This window comes from Gallibacterium genomosp. 1 (assembly GCF_001678575.1).
Lineage (GTDB): Bacteria > Pseudomonadota > Gammaproteobacteria > Enterobacterales > Pasteurellaceae > Gallibacterium.
In genome coordinates this window covers 18,010-40,804 of sequence record NZ_JTJP01000018.1, presented here as the reverse complement: position 1 = coordinate 40,804, position 22,795 = coordinate 18,010, and the positions used below count along the sequence as shown (strand labels likewise).

Genomic DNA, 22,795 nt, shown 5'->3' with positions numbered 1-22,795 from the left:
ATAAGGTTGCTATAAAATAATAATAAAGTTTTATTTATCATTTTTGAACCTCAAGGTACATTGCAACGAAATACAAAGAAAAGCGGACTTTATATTAGGAGAAAATCTTAAAAAATTAACATAAACTCTCCTATTAACTATTGTTCACCTATAAAATATCAAAAATAAAACATAAATAAAACAAAATGTTAATAAAAAATCCTTTTTCATAAAGAAAAAGGATTTTTTAATACTAGATTTTCTAAGACTTATGCATAAACCGGTAAACGTTTACAGATTTCTAGCACTTTTTCTTTTGTTGCAGCAATAACTTCTTCTTCGTTTTCTTTGCCTACGGCATCAAGTACATCACACATCCAACCCGCCAACTCTTTCACTTCCTCTTCTTTGAAACCACGACGAGTTACTGATGGCGTACCAACGCGAATACCAGAGGTCACAAATGGACTCTTAGGATCATTTGGCACTGCATTTTTATTAACAGTAATATTGGCTTTGCCTAATGCAGCATCGGCAGCTTTACCGGTTAAACCGTGACTAACTAAATCAACAAGGAATAAATGGTTTTCTGTACCATTAGATACCACGTTATAGCCACGCTGTTTAAACACTTCTACCATTGCTTTCGCATTTTTCACTACTTGTTGTTGATAAGCTTTAAATTCGGGTTCCATTGCCTCTTTAAAACAAACAGCTTTCGCTGCAATTACGTGCATTAATGGACCACCTTGCCCTGCTGGAAATACAGCACTGTTTAATTTTTTATATAACTCTTCGTTACCGCCTTTAGCTAAAATCAAACCTCCACGTGGACCTGCCAATGTTTTATGAGTAGTAGTAGTAACAACGTGTGCATATTCCAATGGATTTGGATAGACACCAGCAGCAATTAATCCTGCAACGTGTGCCATATCAACAAAAAGATAAGCACCGACTTCATCGGCGATTTCACGCATTTTTTTCCAATCAACAACTTGAGAATAGGCTGAAAAACCGCCAACAATCACTTTCGGTTTAACGCGCAATGCTTGTTCACGTAATGCGTCATAATCAATTACACCGTCATCGGTAATACCGTATTGTTCTGCGTGATAAATCTTACCTGAAAAGCTCACCGCCGCACCGTGAGTTAAGTGACCACCATGAGCCAAGCTCATTCCTAAAATAGTATCACCCGGTTCAGCCAATGCCATATAAACCGCAGCATTTGCCTGTGAACCTGAGTGTGGCTGCACGTTGGCATAATCCGCACCAAATAATGCTTTAGCACGATCAATTGCTAATTGTTCAACAATATCAACATACTCACAGCCACCATAATAACGTTTACCCGGATAACCTTCTGCATATTTGTTAGTAAGTTGCGAACCTTGCGCTTGCATCACACGTGGGCTCGCATAGTTTTCGGAAGCAATTAATTCAATATGTTCTTCCTGACGACGATCTTCGTTACAAATAGCATCCCATAACTCTTTATCATAATCTGCGATGTTCATACTTCTTTTAAGCATTTAAATTTCCTCTTAAATTAAATGGTGGTCTAATCCCGTTTAGTTTAGCTTTTTATCCATACTATTGTCATAAAAATCTAAAATTAATTTTTTCATTTCTTTGATGAATTTTATTCATATTGACAAGCGAAAAATAAAATATGGTTAAATTTGATCATTTAACTAATACATTAGAGCTGTTCTCGTTTAATAGCACGCCAACCAATATCATGGCGATAAAAACGCCCACTCCAATGAATAGATTCTGCTAAACATACTGCTTTTTGCTGTGATTCTAGCACTGTATCACCCAATGCAGTCACACATAAAACACGGCCTCCATTAGTAACAATTTCATTCTCCTGTTTAGCAACGCCAGCATAGAAAACTTTTTTGTCCGATTCTGTTGGCACATCCAAACCACGAATCACATCTCCTTTTCTTGGTGTACTAGGATAGCCCTCCGCTGCCAGCACAATACCTAGCGCCACTTGTTCACACCATTGTGATTTCACTTGATCTAATTTTCCATCACACGCTGCCAAACATAGTTCTACTAGATCTGATTGCAAACGCATCATAATCGGTTGCGTTTCCGGATCACCAAAACGGCAATTAAACTCGATCACTTTAGGTTGACCATTAGGCATAATCATCAAACCGGCATAAAGAAAACCGGTGTAGACATTATTTTCAGATGCCATTCCATTTACCGTAGGATAGATCACTTCCTGCATAATACGTTGATGTATTTCTGGCGTTACCACTGGTGCTGGAGAATATGCCCCCATACCGCCAGTATTCAAACCGGTATCACCTTCACCGACCCGTTTGTGATCCTGACTAGTTGCCATTGGTTCAACATTTTTACCATCGACCATCACAATAAAACTAGCTTCTTCACCGTCAAGGTACTCTTCAATTACCACACGACTTCCCGCTTCACCAAACGCATTGCCAGAAAGCATATCTTTCACTGCAGCTTCCGCTTCAGCTAATGTCATAGCAACAATTACGCCTTTACCAGCTGCTAAACCATCTGCTTTAATCACGATTGGTGCACCTTTTTTTTGCAAATAAGCTAATGCAGGTTCAACTTGAGTAAAAGTTTGATATCCTGCTGTTGGAATATGATGACGAGCTAAAAAATCCTTAGTAAAAGCTTTTGAACCTTCTAATTGTGCTGCTGCTTTGGTTGGGCCAAAAATCTTTAAACCTGCCGCACGAAATGCATCAACCACGCCAATAACTAATGGTGCTTCTGGACCAACAATCGTTAAATCAATTTGGTGCTGTTTAGCAAACTCCACTAACTCCGTAATATCGGTTGTACTAATAGCAACATTTTCAACTTTTGCTTCTTGTGCCGTACCAACATTTCCAGGGGCAACATAAACCTTATCCACTAATGGTGATTGTGCCACTTTCCAGGTTAAAGCGTGTTCACGTCCGCCATTTCCAATAATTAAAATTTTCATCTAGCAATCCTCAATTAGTGTCTAAAATGACGCATACCTGTTAATACCATCACCATATTATGTTCATCCGCGGCATCAATCACTTCTTGATCACGGATTGAACCACCTGGGTGAATAACACAAGTTACACCGACTTTCGCAGCAGCATCAATACCATCACGGAATGGGAAGAACGCATCGGATGCCATTACGGTGCCTTTAACTTCTAATCCTTCATCTTCTGCTTTAATGCCAGCTATTTTTGCAGAATAAACACGGCTCATTTGACCCGCTCCAATACCAATTGTTTGATTATTCTTCGCATAAACAATCGCATTTGATTTCACATATTTAGCTACTTTCCAGCAGAATAAGAGATCTTGCAATTCTTGTGGTGTTGGTTGACGTTTACTTACAACTTTCAAATCAGCTAACTCAACCATACCCAGATCAGCTTCTTGAACTAATAAACCACCATTTACACGTTTAAAATCTAAACGTGGCTGACGTTGCTGCCATTCCCCACATTCTAAAACACGAACATTTTTCTTCGATTTAAGCACTTCTTTTGCTGTAACAGAAATAATCGGCGCAATAATAACTTCTACAAATTGACGATCAATAATCGCTTTCGCAGTTTCTACATCTAACTCGCGATTAAATGCAATAATGCCTCCAAAAGCAGAAGTTGGATCGGTTTGATACGCACGATTATAGGCTTCTAATAAATCTTTGCCTAAAGCCACGCCACATGGATTAGCGTGTTTTACAATAACACAGGCTGGTTCTGAAAACTCTTTTACACATTCCAATGCTGCATCAGTATCTGCAATATTATTGTAAGAAAGGGCTTTTCCTTGTAATTGAGTTGCTGTCGAAACACTTGCCTCTTTCAACTCTTTTTCCACATAAAAAGCGGCGTTTTGATGCGAATTTTCGCCGTAGCGCATTGTTTGCTTACGAATAAAGTTAAGATTTAATGTGCGAGGAAACTGCCCACAAGGTTCTGCTAATTCCTGTTCATCTGCAGCTTGGTAAGGTTTGACTAAACGACCAAAATAATTTGCAATCATCGCATCATATTGTGCGGTATGTTCAAATGCTTTAATCGCTAAATCAAAACGAGTTTCAAACGTTAAACTATTTTGATTTTGATCCATTTCCGCCAAGATCGCATCAAAATCGCTATTATTCACAACTATCGCAACATCTTTATGATTCTTCGCGGCAGAACGCACCATTGTAGGCCCACCAATATCAATATTTTCTACTGCTAATTCTAAAGTGCAGTCCGCTCTGGCAACAGTTTGTGCAAATGGATATAAATTAACCACCACCATATCAATCGGATCAATTTGATGTTGCGCCATCACTTCATCATCAATGCCGCGACGCCCTAAAATACCGCCGTGAACCTTTGGATGTAACGTTTTAACACGCCCATCCATCATTTCAGGAAACTGTGTATAATCAGAAACTTCCGTCACTATCAAACCGTTTTTTTCTAATAATTTTGCTGTACCGCCTGTTGATAAAATTTGTACGCCACGATCAATCAAACCTTTAGCAAATTCGACAATACCGGTTTTATCCGAAACACTAATTAACGCACGTTGAATAGGACGTTGTAATTGCATCATTTTTTCCTTTGTTAGTGATTAAAAAGATGAGAAATTTTGAGGGCATAAGTATAAAGCAAACGTTTGCTTTTATAAATTAAAAGTTTAGGTTTTCCTTAAAAAAAGCAAACCTAAACTTTAAAATGACTAAAGCAAAAATTTAACTTTCTTGCTTAAAAAGACCAGATGAACCTTCAGAGTAATCTTTCGGTTGTTGCTTGATATTGAGCGTTTTTGCTGAAGAATCGTCTTCAATCGCTGTAAATACTGCCTTATCTAAATTTGGCAATAAAGTGGTAGAAGTCGAAGCAAAATGTTGATACAACTTATGGTAGTCTTGAGCTAAAGTTTTCATTAAATCAGATGCTTCAGTGAAATGCTGTTCAAGTTGCTGTTTTTGTTCAGAAATTGTTTCTTTAGCTTGTTGCAGCTGTTGCTCAACTTGTTTTTGTTTTCGTACACTACCGTTAGTAAAACGAGCCACTAAATAGCCAATAAAAAAGCCGGCAATCAAACCAATCAACAAAATGTGCCACATTTCTTCACTCCAATTTTGCATACAAACTCCTTAATAACAGCAATGATTAACCAATTCCCTAATCATAATGTCTTCGACATAATTTGTCTTGTAGCAATCTTCAATTATTTGTTGTAGTTCACAAAATTTTCTTAAAAATAAGCATTTTTTAATTCTTAATCCTTCCTCGCTTAGGATAAATATATTCCGAATTTCCATCTGCATCAATATTTAAATAACCGGCATCCCCTGTAATAAAGTTTCCTGTTACCGTACCATGAGTACAATCCGATATCGGCATATCATATCCCATCAGATCTATCAATAAGGTAGCTAACTGTTGATGGAAAGCAATTTCACATTTTTGGAAAACTGTTTTTACCTTTTGTTGTATCTCTCTATTTGTAGAATAAATCACCAATGGAACAACATAATTATCTGTCGCTTGTGTTCCTTGATTTTGTATTTTTGATGTAACATTTTGTCCATGATCGGAAGTATAAATTAATATCCAATCATCTTTTTCACGTTGACTTAAATAATGATATGTTTGTTGAATAATTTTATCAGTATTAAAAATTGTATTATCATACTCATCTAACTGAGTTTTTCCCTTAAATATTTTTTCATCTTCTGTTAATGCTTCACCGTATACACTGTGAGAACCTCGCTGGTGTAATACTACAAAATTATTACCTTTATCTAAATTTAAGGAAAATAAATGAGGTAATAAATTTTTATCAGGCATTAATTCAGAGATTTTATAACCTTCATCTGTAGGGAAACGTAATATATCAATCCATTTTCTGCCAATTAAATTCATAATCATCATCTGATTCTCAGGCTGACTAGAATAAAAATAAGTTTGATAATTTTGTTGTTTGGCTAAATTAAATAAATTGGTATCTCCTCTCATAATTTGATGCATTCCGTTTGGATAAGGAATTGCATTAAATAATATTGGCAATGAAACTGCTGTCATAAATGCAGCTGAATAAGTTTTCATAATAACCGCATCTGGATGTTGTTTTGACAACTCTTTCAAAAATGGCGTGGTATCCCTATCATAACCAAAATAAGAGAGGTGAGAAGCGGCTTCACTTTCTCCCATAATAAAAACAATATTTTTAATTTTAGGTTCTGTGCTAATAGGTGGTTGTGGGTAAATATATTCCGGAATATCTGATAATTTAAGAACATTATACGGTAATACCCTACCTATAAAATAGCCAAATGAAAAGTAATTTGCTTTAATCCTTGAATAATTAGAGCTTGGAGAAATCCCCAGTTCCTGACTAGTATAGAAAGAACGAATAAAAATATAAATCATCGATAACAAAAATAAAATATCGGTAATTGCATATTTACTCTTATTCTTTCTAAAATAGGAAATTGAGATAAATATAGAAACATCAACCACTCCCCAGATCATACTTCCAAACCATTTCTCATACATCCCCATACCTGCATGAGTGACTTCAGAAAGTTCTTTTAACATTAAAAAATAATTAGTTCCATTGATCCAACTTTGATATATTTGAAAATGGACATTATTAACAACAACGCATAAAAAATAGAAAAAAGCGATTAAGAATTTTATTATTCTATATTTAGAAAAGAAAAATAGAGATACTAAAATAAATATAATAATATAACTTTCAAAATAGCGTGTTAATGAGGGAATAGAAAATATATTTCTATATAAAATTTCGCTAAAAAGTAAAATAACACTATATATTCCAATTAATAAAAAATTTTTTAATTTGTTCTTAACAGATGAGTTCATATTAGTCCGGCTCATTCTAAGCTTTATTATAAATTACCGAAGTGTATCAGAAACGACTGTCAATAGAAACAAAAAAAGCTTCGCCAAATTGACGAAGCCATTTCCGAATCTTCAATCTGCCTGACTATATTAACGCCACGCTTTGTATTGATTAATTAAGCCGTTGGTTGAACTGTCGTGGGAAGACACTTTTTCATTGCCCACCAATTCCGGAAGAATACGGTTTGCCAACTGTTTACCCAATTCCACACCCCATTGGTCGAAAGTGAAGATATTAAAGATAACACCCTGCACAAAGATTTTGTGTTCATACATCGCAATCAATGCACCTAATGTAAATGGTGTAATTTCACTCACCAAAATAGAGTTTGTCGGTTTGTTGCCGGTAAAGACTTTAAACGGCACAATGTGCTGCACATCAGCAAGGTTTTTACCAGCTTTAACAAATTCCGCGTCCACTTCTTCTTTTGTTTTACCAAAAGCCAATGCTTCGGTTTGTGCAAAGAAGTTAGAAAGCAGTTTAAGGTGATGATCGCCTAACGGATTATGTGTTTTTGCCGGTGCAATAAAATCACAAGGAATCAAGGTCGTTCCTTGATGAATTAATTGATAAAACGCGTGTTGTCCGTTGGTACCCGGTTCACCCCAAATAATTGGACCGGTTTGATAATCAACCGGATTTCCGTTGCGATCGACATATTTACCGTTGGATTCCATATTACCTTGTTGGAAATAAGCAGCAAAACGGTGCATATATTGATCATATGGCAAAATTGCCTCTGTCTGCGCCCCTAAGAAATTAGTGTTCCATAAACCGATTAATGCCAATGTCATCGGGATATTTTTTTCTACTGCTGTATTTCTGAAATGTTTATCCATTTCGTGTGCGCCACTTAATAATGCTTCAAAATTATCAAAGCCAATAGAAAGTGCGATCGATAAACCGATGGCAGACCAGAGAGAATAACGTCCGCCAACCCAATCCCAGAACTCAAACATATTGTCGGTATCAATACCAAATTCCGCTACCGCTTTTGCATTGGTCGATAATGCTGCGAAATGTTTTGCGATATGTGCTTCATCTTTCGCCTTTGCCAAAAACCATTCACGCGCCGAATGTGCGTTGGTCATTGTTTCCTGTGTGGTAAAGGTTTTTGATGCCACCAACACTAAAGTTGTTTCCGGGTCAACTTTTTTCAAAGTTTCAGCAATATGAGTACCGTCAACATTGGAAACAAAGTGCATTGTAAGGTGATTTTTATATGGACGTAACGCTTCGGTTACCATATAAGGCCCTAAATCAGAACCACCGATACCAATATTAATCACATCAGTGATCGCTTTACCGCTATAACCTTTCCATTCTCCGGAAATAACACGTTCACAGAAAGATTTCATTTTTGCCAATACCGCATTCACTTCCGGCATCACATCTTTACCATCCACATAAACCGGTGTATTGCTGCGGTTACGTAATGCAGTATGCAATACCGCACGATTTTCGGTACGGTTAATCTTTTCACCGCTAAACATACTTTCAATAGCTTCTTTGACAGCAGTTTCATTAATTAATTGGCGTAATAAAGTTAATGTTTCTTCTGTAAAACGGTTCTTAGAAAAATCTACTAAAATATCATCATTAAATTTTAAAGAATAACGATCAAAACGATCAGGTTGCTGTGCAAACAACTGTTGGATAGTAACATCTCTTTGTGCTTTTTGATGTTGCAACAACGCTTGCCACGCTTTTGTTGAAGTAGGATTAATATTTTTCATATGCAATTTTCCTTAATTAAAAATTAATCAATATACTCTACTAATACTCGAGGAGTAAGTTTCGTTACTAATTCATAACTGATTACGCCAATAATTTCAGCTATTTCTTCTATCGGCAATTCTTTACCCCATAAAATGACTTCATCACCAACCTTGTCCTGTGCATCTGCACCAAGATCAACGGTCAACATATCCATCGAAACTTTTCCAACGATAGGCACACGCCTACCATTAATATAAACAGGCGTTCCTGTCGGCACATCACGTGGGTAACCGTCACCATAACCGATTGCCACCACGCCGATTTTAGTATCTTTTTCGCTTACCCAACGACCGCCATAGCCGACCGGCTCGCCTTTTTTATGATTACGCACTGCAATCAATGATGAGGTTAACGTCATCACCGGAATTAAATCATAAGCACTGCTCGGTGTGTTATTGGCGGAAATGCCGTACATAATAATGCCCGGACGAATCCAATCCAGATGAGAATCTTTCCAGAACAAGATACCACCTGACGCGGCAATACTTTTTTCTCCCACTTTACCGGCGCAAGCGGTTAGGAAACGATCCAGCTGTTTTAAGGTATAATCACTGTCCAACTCATCGGCACGACTGAAATGGCTGATAAAGCGGATTTGATTAACATTTTGCGAAGCGGATAACGCTTGATAATAACGATCGACTTCATCCAGCTGCACACCTAAACGATGCATTCCGGTATCAATTTTAATCCAAACATTGATCGGATTCGGTAATTTAGCCGCTAATAATGCTTCCAACTGCTCATCACAATGTACCACTGTTTCCAAATTATTAACCGACAAAATCGGCAAATCGGAGGCGGAAAAAAAGCCTTCTAATAACAAGATAGGCTTGGTAATTCCATTGGAGCGCAAACGCAACGCTTCACCTAAGCGAGCGACACCGAAACAATCTACATTGTCTTGTACAGTCTGAGAAACAAACTCAACACCGTGTCCGTAAGCATTCGCTTTCACCACCGCAATAATTTTACTGTTCGGCGCAAGCGAATGAATTTTTTCTATATTATGTTTAAGGGCAAGAGAGCTAATCTTTGCCGTTGCTGCTTTCATATAACTGCCTTTGTTAATTAATAATGATCTTCATAGCCTGAATCATACTGAAGATTAGTAAATTTCGAGAAATTACCTTGGAAGGCTAACCGTACGCTACCGATTGGTCCGTTACGCTGTTTACCGATAATAATCTCTGCCGTACCTTTAAATTCGGAATTAGGATTATAAACCTCATCTCGATAAATAAACATAATCAAGTCCGCATCCTGCTCAATCGCACCTGATTCACGCAAATCCGAATTGACCGGACGTTTATCGGCACGTTGTTCCAAACTTCGGTTTAGCTGTGACAATGCGATCACCGGCACTTTCAACTCTTTAGCCAATGCTTTTAATGAACGTGAAATTTCTGCAATTTCCAATGTTCTGTTTTCGGCATAACCCGGCACTCGCATTAACTGCAAATAGTCGACCATAATCAATGCCAAACCGTTCGGACTTTCTCGATGAATACGTCTGGCACGCGAACGTAGTTCTGTCGGGGTCAAACCGGAAGTGTCATCAATATAAATATTCTGCTTCTGTTTCAGCATCCCGATACAACTTGCCAGCGCATCCCATTCCGCACCGTCAGATTCGATCTGACCGGTACGCAATTTGGTTTGATCCACCCTTGCCAATGAAGACAGCATTCTCATCATTAACTGTTCCGCCGGCATTTCCAAGCTAAAGATCAACACCGCTTTATCCTGATCCGCCGGTAATGCCGCATTTTCACACAAATTCATCGCGAAGGTGGTTTTCCCCATTGAAGGACGTGCCGCCACAATAATCAAATCGCCGGGTTGTAAACCTGCTGTTTTCTTATCCAAATCGGTAAAGCCGGTGGAAATACCGGTTACTCCGCCATTCGGGTTTTGTGCCAACAACTCAATTTTATTAACGGTATCTTTGAGGATTTTATTCACATTCTGCGGTCCGCTTTCCGTGCCGACCATTCGCTGTTCGGAAATCTGCAAAATCTTACTTTCGGCGGTATCCAGAATGTCTTTCACATCCTGTCCGTTAGTGGAATAACAGTTTTCAGAGATGGTATTGCTGGCAGCAATCAACTCACGCAAGATCGCTTTTTCACGAATAATATTGGCATATGCCAAAGCATTGGCGCTGTTCGGGGTTTTTTGCGATAACTCAACCAAGTAGGAAAAACCGCCGACCGAATCGCCTAAATTTTTACTATTTAATGCCTGCTCCAACGTGATTAAATCCGCCGGTTTACCATAACTCAACAAGGCTTCAATCTCTTGAAAGATAATACGATGGGCATAAGTGTAGAAATCTTGAGCAATTACCGCTTCGGCAACGCTGTCCCACAAGGCGTTATCCAACAGTAATGCCCCCAACACCGACTGTTCCGCTTCCAATGAGTGCGGCGGCGTAAATTGTTCTAAATCTTTATTATTTTTTGCTAATGTTGTCGTTGAATTTTTAAGCTGAGATGTTCGAGTCGGAGTCCACGCCATACTATTCACCATTTAACTATACTAAGCGCAGAAGTATAGCAAAAATAACACCAAAGCGTGGATCAAAAATAGCGCAAAAACGTGCTGCAAAAGATAAACCGCTAAAAACCTTAACGATTTTTAGCGGTTTGCAGAAGAGGAAAAGAATTACTCTTTTTTACCTAATTGAGGGAATGCAGAGTTATTCAATAACAAACCGGTTTCAGTGTAGATGCCTAGCTTGTCACGTGTATCAGTAATATCCAAATTACGCATTGTCAATTGACCGATACGATCTTTCGGATCAAACGGTGCATTTTCAATTTTTTCCATACTTAAACGTTCAGGCTGATAAGTTAAGTTTGGTGATTCAGTGTTAAGAATTGAGTAATCATTACCACGACGTAATTCAAGTGTTACTTCACCGGTAATGGCACGAGCCACCCAACGCTGTGCAGTTTCTCTCAACATTAATGCTTGCGGATCGAACCAACGACCTTGATAAAGCAAACGACCTAAACGTAAACCGTTGATACGATACTGTTCGATAGTATCTTCATTATGAATACCGGTAACCAAACGTTCGTAAGCGATATGTAACAACGCCATTCCCGGAGCTTCATAAATACCACGACTTTTCGCTTCGATAATACGGTTTTCAATTTGATCCGACATTCCTAAACCGTGACGACCACCGATACGGTTCGCTTCCAAGAACAGATCAACCGCATTCGCAAAAGTTTTACCGTTTAACGCCACCGGAACACCCTCTTCAAAACGCACGGTCACTTCTTCTGCTTTAATTGCAACATCATCTTTCCAGAAAGCAACACCCATAATCGGATTTACGATACGAATACCGCTGTTTAAAAATTCCAAATCTTTCGCTTCGTGAGTTGCACCGAGCATATTGGAGTCGGTAGAGTAGGCTTTTTCAACCGACATTTTGTAATTAAAGCCGTTTGCAATTAAGAATTCGGACATTTCGTGACGACCGCCGAGTTCATTAATAAATTGTTGATCCAACCAAGGTTTATAAATTTTCAATTTTGGATTGGTCAATAAACCGTAACGGTAGAAACGTTCAATATCATTACCTTTAAAGGTACTGCCGTCACCCCAGATATTGACATCATCCTCTTTCATTGCAGTAACCAACATTGTACCTGTTACCGCACGACCAAGCGGAGTAGTGTTGAAATAGGTCACGCCGCCGGTACTGATATGGAATGCGCCGCACTGAATTGCCGCAATACCTTCATTTGCCAATTGGCTACGACAATCGATTAAACGGGCATTTTCTGCACCATATTCTTTCGCTTTACGCGGAATGGCATCGTAGTCATCTTCATCAGGTTGTCCTAAATTTGCGGTATAAGCATAAGGCACTGCACCTTTTTGACGCATCCAAAGCAATGCTGCGCTAGTATCTAATCCACCGGAGAAAGCAATACCGACCTTTTGGCCCACTGGAAGTGATTCAAGAATTGTTGTTGACATATTAATTCCTATTAATGAGATGTGTTTGATAGTGTGATAAAACGAACATTTACCGAGTCGGTATTATTCCCTAAAATCAGACAACTGTCTATAAAATTTAAAAATAAAAATGCAACAAATATGCATAAAAATTCATTTATTTGCATAAAAATATCTTTTTAAGCGAAAGCAGTGCGATTCGAGAAAAATCATTCTAGAGAAGATGATCCGGCTATGCTAAAATCCGGGCGAAAAAAATGCCACTTAAAAGTTTAAGTGGCATATAAACTAAATAGAGTTTATAAAAATATACAGGAAGTGAAATGAGTAACTTCTCAGTTACTCAGTCTAGAAAATCTAGACTAATATGCAAACACAACATCATACTTAAGAATCTGAAACTCATTAACTAGTAAGGAATGACCAATCATTAAGTATGGCGCCATTCTAGGGGTCAACCTGACAATAGACAAACAATTTTTTTTTATCTTTAGCATAAAAAAAACTAATAACAAATGAAATAGATACTAACGAAAAGTTTTTATAATGGATACGAAATTATGGTTAAACGTTTGCCTCCCTTAAATGCCCTGAAAGCCTTTGATGCCGCTGCTAGACATTTAAGTTTCACCAAAGCTGCAGAAGAGCTATTTGTTACTCAAGCCGCCATTAGTCACCAAATAAAAATTTTAGAAGATTTTTTAGGTACTGCTCTTTTTTTGCGCAAAAATCGCACACTTGAACTTACAGAAGCAGGAAAAATTTATTTTTTTGATGTTGCTAATATATTAAAAAAATTAATGGATGCAACCGAACGTCTTACAAGAAATAAAGAGCAAAACGTGATTTCGATCAATATTCCTCAAACATTTGGTATGCAATGGTTGGTTCCTAGACTTAGCAAATTTAATCAACTTTATCCCGATATTGATGTACGCATTAATGGCGTTGATCAAGATGAGGGCTTATTGACTCAAGAAATTGATATTGCTGTTTATTATGGTAAAGGTGATTGGCACAGTTTAATCGTTAAACGATTGAAAGAGGCTAGATTACTGATTCTCGCCTCGCCGGAACTGCTCCACTCTCATCCAATTCATCACGCCGAAGACTTGCAACAGCACACATTGCTGCACGTACATAACCGCGATAACTGGCAGATGGCTTTGAAAGCATTAAAATTAGAAAATATCGATCTGCAACATAATCCGGTATTCAGCCACACATTTATGGCGTTACAGGCCGCCATTCACGGACAGGGTGTTGTTTTAGCTAATGAATTATTAGCAGAACAGGAAATTCAGCAGGGCAACCTGCATGAAGTATTGCAGCTACAACTCCAAGATCCGAAATCATTTTATGTTGTTTATCACCCGGATCGTGAAAATGATGATAAAGTAAAGGCATTTCGTGATTGGTTGATTTCAGTAATGGAGCAAGAAAAATAATGTTTAAACGTTTTTTAATCTTCACCGCACTAAATGGCTTTTTTTGTGTTGCCTTTGGTGCATTTTCGTCTCACATACTAAGTACACAACTCTCCAAACAAGCATTACTGTGGATAGAAATAGGATGGGATTACCAAGTTTTTCATACACTCGCTTTATTCGGTGTTACTATATTCTCATTACTACCTCTTAATGATAAAAAATTAACCAAAAAAATTGCTTTTAGCGGTTATTGTTGGCTTTATGGTATTGTATTATTCTGTTTTAGCTTATATTGTTTAGCTATTACTGGTAATAAAAGTTTAGCGCATCTTACGCCATTCGGCGGTCTCTGCTTTTTATTGGGATGGGGTAATTTAATCTATACTGGGATACGTTATCCTTTTAGTAAATAACATCGTTCTAACTTACAGGAAAGTGCTATGAATCAAATCATACTCTATTGTCGTGCCGGTTTTGAAAAAGAATTGGCTGCGGAAATCACTGATAAAGCGGCTAATTTGGGTATTTATGGATTTGCTAAAACAGAAGATAAAAGTGCCTTTGTTATCTTTGAGTGTAATAACAAAGAAGATGCACAAACATTAATAAGAGAAATTCCGTTCCATTCTATGATTTTCTGTCGTCAATGGTTTGCTGCTATTCAAAAATTGAATTTCACAGAAAATTCAGATCGAATCACACCGATTATCAAAACATTGAAAGAATCTTCGTTGAAATTGGAACAATTTACTGATCTTTGGGTGGAAACAGCGGACACCAATAAAGCAAAAGAATTGCTCACATTCTGCCGCAAATTTACCGTACCGCTACGACAAAAAATGAAAACACTAGGCTATTTCAATATCGACACCACCAAACGTTGGGAAAATATTACGCTTCATCTCTTCTTTACAGATTCAGAAAATTGTTATCTCGGTTACTCTTATAACAACAACCACTCTCCTGATTTTATGGGTATTAAACGCTTACGCTTCCCACATTCTGCACCTAGTCGTTCTACCTTAAAATTGGAAGAAGCAATTAAGACATTTCTCTCTCCAAAGGAGCAATCTGCACGTTTAACCGAACATCATTATGCGGTTGATTTAGGCGCTTGCCCGGGTGGTTGGACCTATCAGCTTGTGCGCCGTGGACTCTTTGTCTATGCAGTTGATCACGGTAAGATTGATGAACATTTAATGGAAAGTGGTCGTGTTGAGCATTGCTCAGAAGATGGATTCAAATTTGAACCTCCTGCTGATCATCATATTAATTGGTTAGTTTGCGATATGGTTGAACAACCGATTCGTATTGCGGATCTTATCGCTAAATGGTTAATTAAAGGCTGGTGCAGTGAAACCATTTTTAATCTCAAATTGCCGATGAAAAAACGCTATGAAGAGGTGCAGAAATGTATCTTCCTAATTGAACAAAAATTGCTAGATGAAGGACTGGATTACAAACTTCAAGCAAAACACCTATATCACGATCGTGAAGAGATCTCAGTACATATCTATTTAACAAATAATTAATTGAGGAATTTATGAATTTAAGAATTGCCGTTGTTGGCGCCGGCGGTCGAATGGGTCGCCAATTAATTCAAGCAATAGCCAAAGCAGATGGAGTGCAACTTACTGCTGCATTTGAAAGAAAAGATTCAAGCTTGGTTGGCAGTGATGCTGGAGAGCTTGCTGGCATTGGTCATAACGGTATTACCATTTCCGATAATTTGGCACAACAAGCAGATACTTTTGATCTTTTAATTGATTTTACTCGTCCGGAAGGAACATTGGCGCATTTAGAATTCTGTAGTGCCAATAATAAAAAAATGGTCATTGGTACTACCGGTTTTGATGAACAGGGAAAACAGGCAATTAAACACGCTGCCGAAAAAATCGGCATTGTCTTTGCTTCAAATTACAGTGTCGGCGTAAACCTAGTGTTCAAACTGTTGGAAAAAGCAGCTAAAGTGATGGGCGATTATTGTGATATTGAAATTATTGAAGCCCACCACCGCCATAAAGTGGATGCACCTTCCGGTACAGCGTTATCTATGGGTGAACACATTGCCAAAGCAATGGGAAAAAACTTAAAAGATCACGCTGTTTATGCTCGTGAAGGAATTACCGGCGAACGTAAACAGGATCAAATCGGTTTCGCCACTATTCGTGCTGGCGATGTTGTGGGGGAACATACTGTTTGGTTTGCCGATGAAGGTGAACGTGTCGAAATTGCACATAAAGCTTCCAGTCGGATGACTTTTGCTAACGGTGCGGTACGTGCTGCAAAATGGTTGGCTAATCACGATAAAGGTCTATTCGATATGACCGATGTACTTGATTTGAATAACCTTTAATCTACGAAACCCAAATCTTGAAATAAAAAATGGTGAAAAGCAAACGCTATTCACCATTCTTATTTTGTTCCAATTTGCTTTTAACTTACTCAACCGTTACCGCTTTCGCTAAATTTCTAGGTTGGTCAACATCCGTACCTTTAATAATCGCCACATAATAGGAGAGCAACTGCATCGGCACGGTGTAATAAATCGGCGCGGTGATTTCATTCACTTTCGGCATTGTGATAATTTTCATATTATCGCTGTCTTGGAAACCGGCTTCCGCATCAGCAAACACATATAATTGACCGCCTCTGGCGCGCACTTCTTCGATATTGGATTTCACTTTTTCCAATAAATCGTTATTCGGTGCAACCACAATCACCGGCATATCGGCATCAATCAATGCCAACGGGCCGTGTTTTAACTCCCCTGCTGCATAAGCTTCAGCGTGAATATAAGAAATTTCTTTTAATTTCAACGCTGCTTCCATTGCAATTGGATAAAATTCACCACGCCCTAAAAACAACGCATTATGTTTTTCAGCAAAATCCTCTGCCAATTTTTCAATCTGTTTATCAAATACTAACGCTTTTTCAATATCAGTAGGCACAGTATGCAAAGCTTGAACAATCTCTTTCTCTTTTTCAGGAGAAATACTGCCATTCAATTTACCGATAGCTACTACTAGCATCAACATTGATACCAATTGTGTGGTAAAGGCTTTGGTTGAAGCCACACCGATTTCCACACCAGCACGTGTCATAAAGGCTAAATCGGACTCACGCACCAACGATGAACCGGCAACGTTACAAATGGTCATCGCCGCCATATAACCTTTTTCTTTCGCTAAACGTAATGCAGCCAAAGTATCAGCGGTTTCACCGGATTGAGAAAGCGTTAATAACAGGCTGTTCGGGCGAGTAACAAATTTGCGATAACGAAATTCTGAAGCGATTTCTACATCACAACTTACGCCTGCTAATGCCTCAAACCAGTAACGCGCCACCATCCCTGAATTGTAAGAAGTTCCACACGCTACAATTTGAACGTGTTTTACATTTTCCAAAATAGATTTTGCTTTGTTACCGATACTTTCAACAATCATGCTGTCATGCGCGATACGTCCTTCCAAAGTATTAATAATCGCTGTTGGCTGTTCAAAAATCTCTTTCTGCATAAAGTGCCGGAACTGCCCTTTATCAGCGGCATCCTGTTCTAAATTTGATTCTGAAATCGGACGCTCCACCTTTTCACCTAAACGATTATAAATGGTCACACTACGGCGCGTAATTTCCGCCACATCACCCTCTTCCAAGAAACTGAAACGGCGCGTCACGTTCAATAACGCTAACTGGTCGGAAGCAAGGAAGTTTTCACCAACACCATAACCGATAACCAATGGGCTGCCAGAACGTGCCACAATTAAATGCTCCGGTTGTTGACGATGCATCACAACCATCCCATAAGCCCCTGTTAATTGTGTCACCGCTTGTTGCACTGCTTTTAATAAGTCGTGACAATGTTCAAACTCCCAATGCACCAAATGAGCAATCACTTCAGTATCAGTTTGAGAAACAAATTGATAACCGCGTTGTTGTAACTCTACTTTAAGCTCCTGATAATTTTCAATAATGCCGTTATGCACCACCGCAATATCACCCGACATATGCGGATGTGCATTGGTTTCTGACGGTTCACCGTGCGTTGCCCAACGTGTGTGTGCAATTCCTGTACCTCCGATTAACGGCTGTTTTTCTACCGCTTCATCTAATGCTTTCACTTTACCGACACGACGAACACGCTGTAAGTTATGATTACTGTCTACTACAGCAACACCTGCTGAGTCATAACCACGATATTCTAAACGATGTAAACCCTGAATTAATATTTCAGCAACATCACGTTGTGCTACAGCACCAACAATTCCACACATAATTTTTTCCTTTTTAAATCAATTAATTTGTAGAGGCAATAAGCACATCTACACCGATATTTTCAATCTGTTGTTTAACCGCCGGATCAATATGATCATCGGTGATTAAACAGTTAATCTGTTGCCAAGTCAGTTCAAGATTTGGCATTTTGCGTCCGATTTTTTGCGATTCCACCATCACAATCACTTCACGTGAAACCTCTGCCATTACACGGCTCAAACCGACCAATTCATTAAAGGTTGTCGTACCACGCTGCAAATCAATGCCATCTGCCCCGATAAATAATTGGTCGAAATCATAGGAACGAAGCACCTGCTCCGCCACTTTGCCTTGAAACGAATCAGAAGATGCATCCCAAGTACCACCGGTCATTAATAAAGTGGGTTCATTTTCCAACTGTCTCAATTCAGCGGCTACACTTAACGAATTAGTCATCACCACCAATCCCTGTTTTTTATTAAGCTGGCTGATTAATGCGGAAGTAGTACTACCCGTATCAATAATAATACGATTATGATCACGAATTTGTGCAGCAGCAATTTTAGCAATAGCGACTTTCTGTGGAGAAAGCGCTTCAATTTCCTCTTCTGCCAACACTTCGGCAGGCATTAATACTGCACCGCCGTAACGACGCAGTAATAATCCGTTTTGTTCCAATGCAGACAAATCCTTACGAATCGTAACTTCTGATGTTTCAAATTGATTAACAAGCTGTTCAACCGTTACTTCACCTTGTTCTTCTAGACGTTTTAGAATAGCGTGACGACGTTGTTTAGTATTTCTTTTAGCCATTATATTTTGAACTGCTCCCTATAAATTTCGAAGCGAAATATAGCAAAATAAAAAAATGATGACAAATGCTATTTCTTTTTAGCAAAAAATTTCCTTCACTTTTTGCAATAAGCCAAATGTAAATTTAAGGAAAATTTGTGATTTAGTTAACAGATCTTTAATTAAAAATTAAACAATAAAGCACTAAGGTTTTATACTGTCAAAGGAAGTATTCATATCATTATATCCGTTGAAAATAAGGAGCTTAAAATGAAATTAAATCAGGTTACCACTCATTATCACAAATATTCTCAACTTATTGTTTTAACTGGAATTCTCTTGGGGGGGGGTATTAGCCTTTTGCCGTTAACGGTAAATGCGGCTGTTGATCAAGCAGAAGTCATCAAGAAAGTCGCAACGGGAACAGAGCTGTCACAAGACGAAAAGGATTGGTTTACTTCTTTCTTTGGAGGGCGTACATTACAGAAAAACGAGAAAGCCCTTGAATATCAGGGACCTACATCCGAGAAAAATGGCGGGTATATCTTTAATGCGCCATATACGTTCGCTTGCAGAGTTATTCCGACGGCGGTGTTGTCTTAGGTGCTGACAATGTGGGGACGACAACAAAACCATCTGCTTCTGTTTTTGGGTCAAAGAATACATACAGTAATCAGGCCAATATCCATGGCTTTGATAATCAAGCCTTGGGATATGATGCCATAGCCATTGGGTACCAGAATCATTCCTTTGGAAATCATAGCGTGACTATTGGCGGTCAAAATGTTGCCGGTGGCGGGGGTGGAGTCGCAATTGGATTCTATGCTTTTGCTAACAGGCATAGTAATGCTTGGGGATTTCATTCTACCGCTCTGGGAAATACGGCGACAGCTATTGGTGCAGGTGCGGTTGCAGGGAAAAAGGAAATCCTGGATTATTTAAATAACGTGTGGCTTTGGTATAATAACCAGCCCTATTATTCAGAACTTCAGATGCGGGATCCGGACACTTTCGGAACCTATACGGAAGAAACAAAGTATAGTGAAGCACGCCTTGAAGAGGCTAGGACTAAGATTTTTGACATTTACAAAGATTACTTTAAATCCGTTGGTATTACTTCTTTGGAACAGCTGAAAGCCCTTGATCGTGGAACGGATGTCGACCCTATTCTTCAAACTCTCGGTTTCCAGTATCTGCTTACAAAAGATAATATTGATTCTCCTGTTGCTATCGGTACGAATGCTCATGCTATGGCGGATAACACTTTGTCTCTAGGCAACGGTTCAGAAGCGTTGGTTGCTGGCAGTGTGGGGCTAGGTGCTTTTTCGAGAGCTACCGAAGCGGACATGGTGGCAGATGGTACAAAAGCACTGTTCTCCGGTATTACCTTTAGACAGAGCGGTAACTTAGGTAGCGATGGTAACGCAAATGGAGAATATCTAACCGGTGCTATTTCTATCGGCGGTCCTCGTTATGTACAAAAAAATGTAAATGGGAACATGCTGACGGTACAAGAAGGCAATTACGTTCGTCAGATTAAACATCTTGCCGATGGGACGCATGATACTGATGCGGTGAATCTGCGTCAGTTGCGAGGTGCACTCTTTAATGGCATTAAGGCCGGTGATGGTGTAACGATCACAAAACAGGATGATCCGACAAAACCCGACTATGGTACGATAACCGTGACAGCTGCCAATACGAACACAGGTAATGGAACCTCTACCATTCAATATGAAGCCGGTGATAATGTTTCTATCAAGAAAAAAGAGGGAGCAGATAACACCTATGTTATCTCTGCAACCAATAGCGGTGGCGGCACTGATTTTAAAGTGAAAGGTGATATCGGTGAAGCTGCTCAAGTGAAAAGCGGTGATACTTTAAACATTAATGGCGGTGCAACCGGTTTATCTCACAATGCCAATATCGGTGTGGAAACAGAGAAGGACGGTTTGAAGTTAAGATTAGCCAAAGATATTACTACCGAAAGTGTAACTTTAAGCAAAGGTAAGAACGGCAAATCCACCAAAATGGACTCCGAAAGTGTGACTATTAACAACGGCAAACAATCTACTAAAGTCAGCGCTGAAAGTGTTAACGTCAACAACGGCAGCCAACATACCACTGTCAATGCCGGTGGAGTAACTGTAAACAGCAACAACCAAGCTCCAGTCTCTTTAACTTCTCGTGGTTTGGATAACGGCGGCAATCGTATCAGCAACGTTGCAGACGGCGTACAACCTCACGATGCGGTTAATGTTAGCCAACTTAACCGTGTGAAGAAAAAAATGGAAAAACATTCCGATGCCGGTACAGCAGCAGCGATTGCAGTCGGTAATTTACCGCACGCAATGCACAGCGGTAAATCAATGATTGCGATTGCGGGCGGCAGCTACGGCGGTGAATCTGCGGTGGCAATCGGGGTATCTCATACAAACGAAAAAGGCAACGTGATTTTGAAACTTTCCGGAACCAGTGACTCCAACGGTAAATATGGTGTCGGTGCCGGTGTGGGTTACGAATTCTAATTCAGCCGATATTGCAATAATTTAAAACAATGGGGTGTAGATCACAACGCCCCATTTTTATGCACTTTTTATGCGATAAATTTTTACACGAAATGAAGAGGAATTTTTGCTGAAAGCGACAATCCGCTATAAATCCAGCACAATATCCTGTTCCAACAGACAACAACAGAGCAAAATTTCATCCGGTTGCAAAAAAGCCAATGGCAATTGTCGATAACGCACCGAACCTTGCAATATCTTTGCCCGACAAGCACCGCAATAACCAGAGCGGCATTGATATTCGTGCGCAATCTGATTCTGTTCCAGATTTTCCAATAAAGAGATTTGATTATCGTGCAATAATGTCTGTTGTCTTTGTTTTAAATGCACCTGATAAACTTTCATTGTCTATTTTTATCCTTTTGATAATACAAGAAAAATTTAAACAGTTTCATTAAGGCGATTAAGTCTGTTCTTGCGATTGGTGTAAACGGCAATAACAGATAATAAAGCCAACGGTATTTCTGCACCAAACAACAAGTATATTGCCACTGCTGCTCACCGCCGTTTTGGCGATAAACCGCAATGCTTTGCTCAATTTCCTGATCGGAAATCTCTTCACTGACATAAAGACTATGAATATAAAACAGCAAATCACGCGCCTGTTGTTTATTTAAATTATGGCTGAACACTTTTGATTCAAAATCAATAAAACGTACACCGTCTTCCAACCAACCCATATCGCGAATCGCCGGTCTGCCGTGATAAAGTTTTTTTTGATGTAAATTTGCCAACGCCAACGCGGCATCGTGCAATAAACGTTGTTTAAATTCAGGTGAGATATTTCGATCGTATATATAACGTTTGACTGACTGCCCCACATCTTCGATCACAAAATAACGCTCACTGACTAACACTAGTTTGGCAACTGCTGCCTGTTTGTGGTTAAGATACTGTAATGTTTTAATCTCTCGTTGCAACGCTGCTTGTGGATTAGGCTTCAACAATCGCATTGCGCCACTAGTGCGCTCCACCTGTTTTACCCAATATTTTTTACCCTCAAATTGAAAAGGGAAAACCCGCTCTTCCGAGTTTTCCGCTACCAACTTTTCCACATAATCAGAAAAATGCATACTCCACCAAATT

19 protein-coding genes are annotated in these 22,795 nt (G+C 39.0%); 6 read left to right on the top strand and 13 right to left on the bottom strand.

The features are described from left to right. Positions 1-248: 248 nt before the first annotated feature. From glyA to argG, 9 genes are all read right to left on the bottom strand, one after another. Positions 249-1,511 (bottom strand): serine hydroxymethyltransferase, encoded by a 1,263-nt coding sequence (gene glyA / locus QV04_RS04725; protein ID WP_039171817.1) that lies wholly within the window; start codon positions 1,509-1,511, stop codon positions 249-251. Positions 1,512-1,681: 170 nt separating this feature from the next. Further along, complete coding sequence (gene purD / locus QV04_RS04720; RefSeq protein WP_065230801.1) at positions 1,682-2,968, bottom strand: phosphoribosylamine--glycine ligase; 1,287 nt, start codon at positions 2,966-2,968, stop codon at positions 1,682-1,684. A gap of 14 nt (positions 2,969-2,982) precedes the next feature. Next, positions 2,983-4,584: a bifunctional phosphoribosylaminoimidazolecarboxamide formyltransferase/IMP cyclohydrolase gene (gene purH / locus QV04_RS04715; RefSeq protein ID WP_065230802.1), complete on the bottom strand. Its 1,602-nt coding sequence runs from the start codon at positions 4,582-4,584 to the stop codon at positions 2,983-2,985. Between the two features lie 142 nt (positions 4,585-4,726). Beyond that, on the bottom strand, positions 4,727-5,125 hold the full coding sequence (locus tag QV04_RS04710) for a YhcB family protein (RefSeq protein WP_039171809.1): 399 nt from the start codon (positions 5,123-5,125) through the stop codon (positions 4,727-4,729). A 127-nt stretch (positions 5,126-5,252) separates the two neighbouring features. Continuing rightward, positions 5,253-6,869: a phosphoethanolamine transferase gene (locus tag QV04_RS04705; protein ID WP_065233258.1), complete on the bottom strand. Its 1,617-nt coding sequence runs from the start codon at positions 6,867-6,869 to the stop codon at positions 5,253-5,255. Positions 6,870-6,998: 129 nt separating this feature from the next. After that, a complete protein-coding gene (gene pgi, locus QV04_RS04700; RefSeq protein ID WP_065230805.1) occupies positions 6,999-8,645 on the bottom strand; it encodes a glucose-6-phosphate isomerase in 1,647 nt (548 codons plus the stop codon). A 23-nt stretch (positions 8,646-8,668) separates the two neighbouring features. Further along, positions 8,669-9,742 carry an alanine racemase gene (alr, locus tag QV04_RS04695; RefSeq protein WP_018346843.1) on the bottom strand — a complete coding sequence of 358 codons (1,074 nt, stop codon included), beginning with the start codon at positions 9,740-9,742 and terminating at the stop codon, positions 8,669-8,671. 17 nt (positions 9,743-9,759) lie between these two features. Continuing rightward, positions 9,760-11,208: a replicative DNA helicase gene (gene dnaB, locus QV04_RS04690; protein ID WP_065230806.1), complete on the bottom strand. Its 1,449-nt coding sequence runs from the start codon at positions 11,206-11,208 to the stop codon at positions 9,760-9,762. A 147-nt stretch (positions 11,209-11,355) separates the two neighbouring features. After that, the gene (gene argG, locus QV04_RS04685; protein WP_013745517.1) at positions 11,356-12,687 is read right to left on the bottom strand and encodes an argininosuccinate synthase; all 1,332 of its coding nucleotides are present in this window, start codon (positions 12,685-12,687) and stop codon (positions 11,356-11,358) included. Positions 12,688-13,226: 539 nt separating this feature from the next. Between argG and QV04_RS04680 the strand changes: the two genes are divergently transcribed. The 4 genes from QV04_RS04680 to dapB are packed head-to-tail and all read left to right on the top strand — an operon-like array spanning position 13,227 to position 16,452. Further along, positions 13,227-14,114 (top strand): transcriptional regulator GcvA, encoded by an 888-nt coding sequence (locus QV04_RS04680; RefSeq protein ID WP_065230807.1) that lies wholly within the window; start codon positions 13,227-13,229, stop codon positions 14,112-14,114. Then, complete coding sequence (locus QV04_RS04675) at positions 14,114-14,509, top strand: DUF423 domain-containing protein (protein WP_065233257.1); 396 nt, start codon at positions 14,114-14,116, stop codon at positions 14,507-14,509. Before QV04_RS04680 ends, QV04_RS04675 begins: the two co-directional genes overlap by 1 nt. A gap of 27 nt (positions 14,510-14,536) precedes the next feature. Next, positions 14,537-15,628, top strand: a complete 1,092-nt coding sequence (rlmM, locus tag QV04_RS04670) for a 23S rRNA (cytidine(2498)-2'-O)-methyltransferase RlmM (protein ID WP_065233256.1) — start codon at positions 14,537-14,539, stop codon at positions 15,626-15,628. An 11-nt stretch (positions 15,629-15,639) separates the two neighbouring features. Then, positions 15,640-16,452 carry a 4-hydroxy-tetrahydrodipicolinate reductase gene (gene dapB, locus QV04_RS04665; RefSeq protein WP_039134580.1) on the top strand — a complete coding sequence of 271 codons (813 nt, stop codon included), beginning with the start codon at positions 15,640-15,642 and terminating at the stop codon, positions 16,450-16,452. An 85-nt stretch (positions 16,453-16,537) separates the two neighbouring features. On the opposite strand, the gene glmS is transcribed toward dapB, so the two are convergent. Continuing rightward, positions 16,538-18,370, bottom strand: coding sequence for a glutamine--fructose-6-phosphate transaminase (isomerizing) (gene glmS / locus QV04_RS04660; RefSeq protein WP_065233255.1), 1,833 nt, complete (start codon positions 18,368-18,370; stop codon positions 16,538-16,540). A 22-nt stretch (positions 18,371-18,392) separates the two neighbouring features. Continuing rightward, positions 18,393-19,163 (bottom strand): DeoR/GlpR family DNA-binding transcription regulator, encoded by a 771-nt coding sequence (locus QV04_RS04655; RefSeq protein WP_039171789.1) that lies wholly within the window; start codon positions 19,161-19,163, stop codon positions 18,393-18,395. 249 nt (positions 19,164-19,412) lie between these two features. Between QV04_RS04655 and QV04_RS04650 the strand changes: the two genes are divergently transcribed. Next, entirely contained in the window at positions 19,413-19,745 is a 333-nt protein-coding gene (locus QV04_RS04650; protein WP_065233254.1) for a hypothetical protein, read from the top strand. Positions 19,746-19,906: 161 nt separating this feature from the next. Continuing rightward, positions 19,907-21,670: a YadA family autotransporter adhesin gene (locus tag QV04_RS04645; protein WP_065233253.1), complete on the top strand. Its 1,764-nt coding sequence runs from the start codon at positions 19,907-19,909 to the stop codon at positions 21,668-21,670. A gap of 126 nt (positions 21,671-21,796) precedes the next feature. Here the strand turns inward: QV04_RS04645 and yfaE are convergent, their stop codons facing one another. Together yfaE and QV04_RS04635 are read right to left on the bottom strand one after the other, a co-directional pair. Next, positions 21,797-22,054, bottom strand: a complete 258-nt coding sequence (gene yfaE, locus QV04_RS04640; RefSeq protein WP_065233252.1) for a class I ribonucleotide reductase maintenance protein YfaE — start codon at positions 22,052-22,054, stop codon at positions 21,797-21,799. Then, on the bottom strand, positions 22,051-22,782 hold the full coding sequence (locus QV04_RS04635) for a kinase (protein WP_065233251.1): 732 nt from the start codon (positions 22,780-22,782) through the stop codon (positions 22,051-22,053). The genes yfaE and QV04_RS04635 overlap by 4 nt, the downstream gene beginning before the upstream one ends. Between the last annotated feature and the right edge of the window lie 13 nt (positions 22,783-22,795).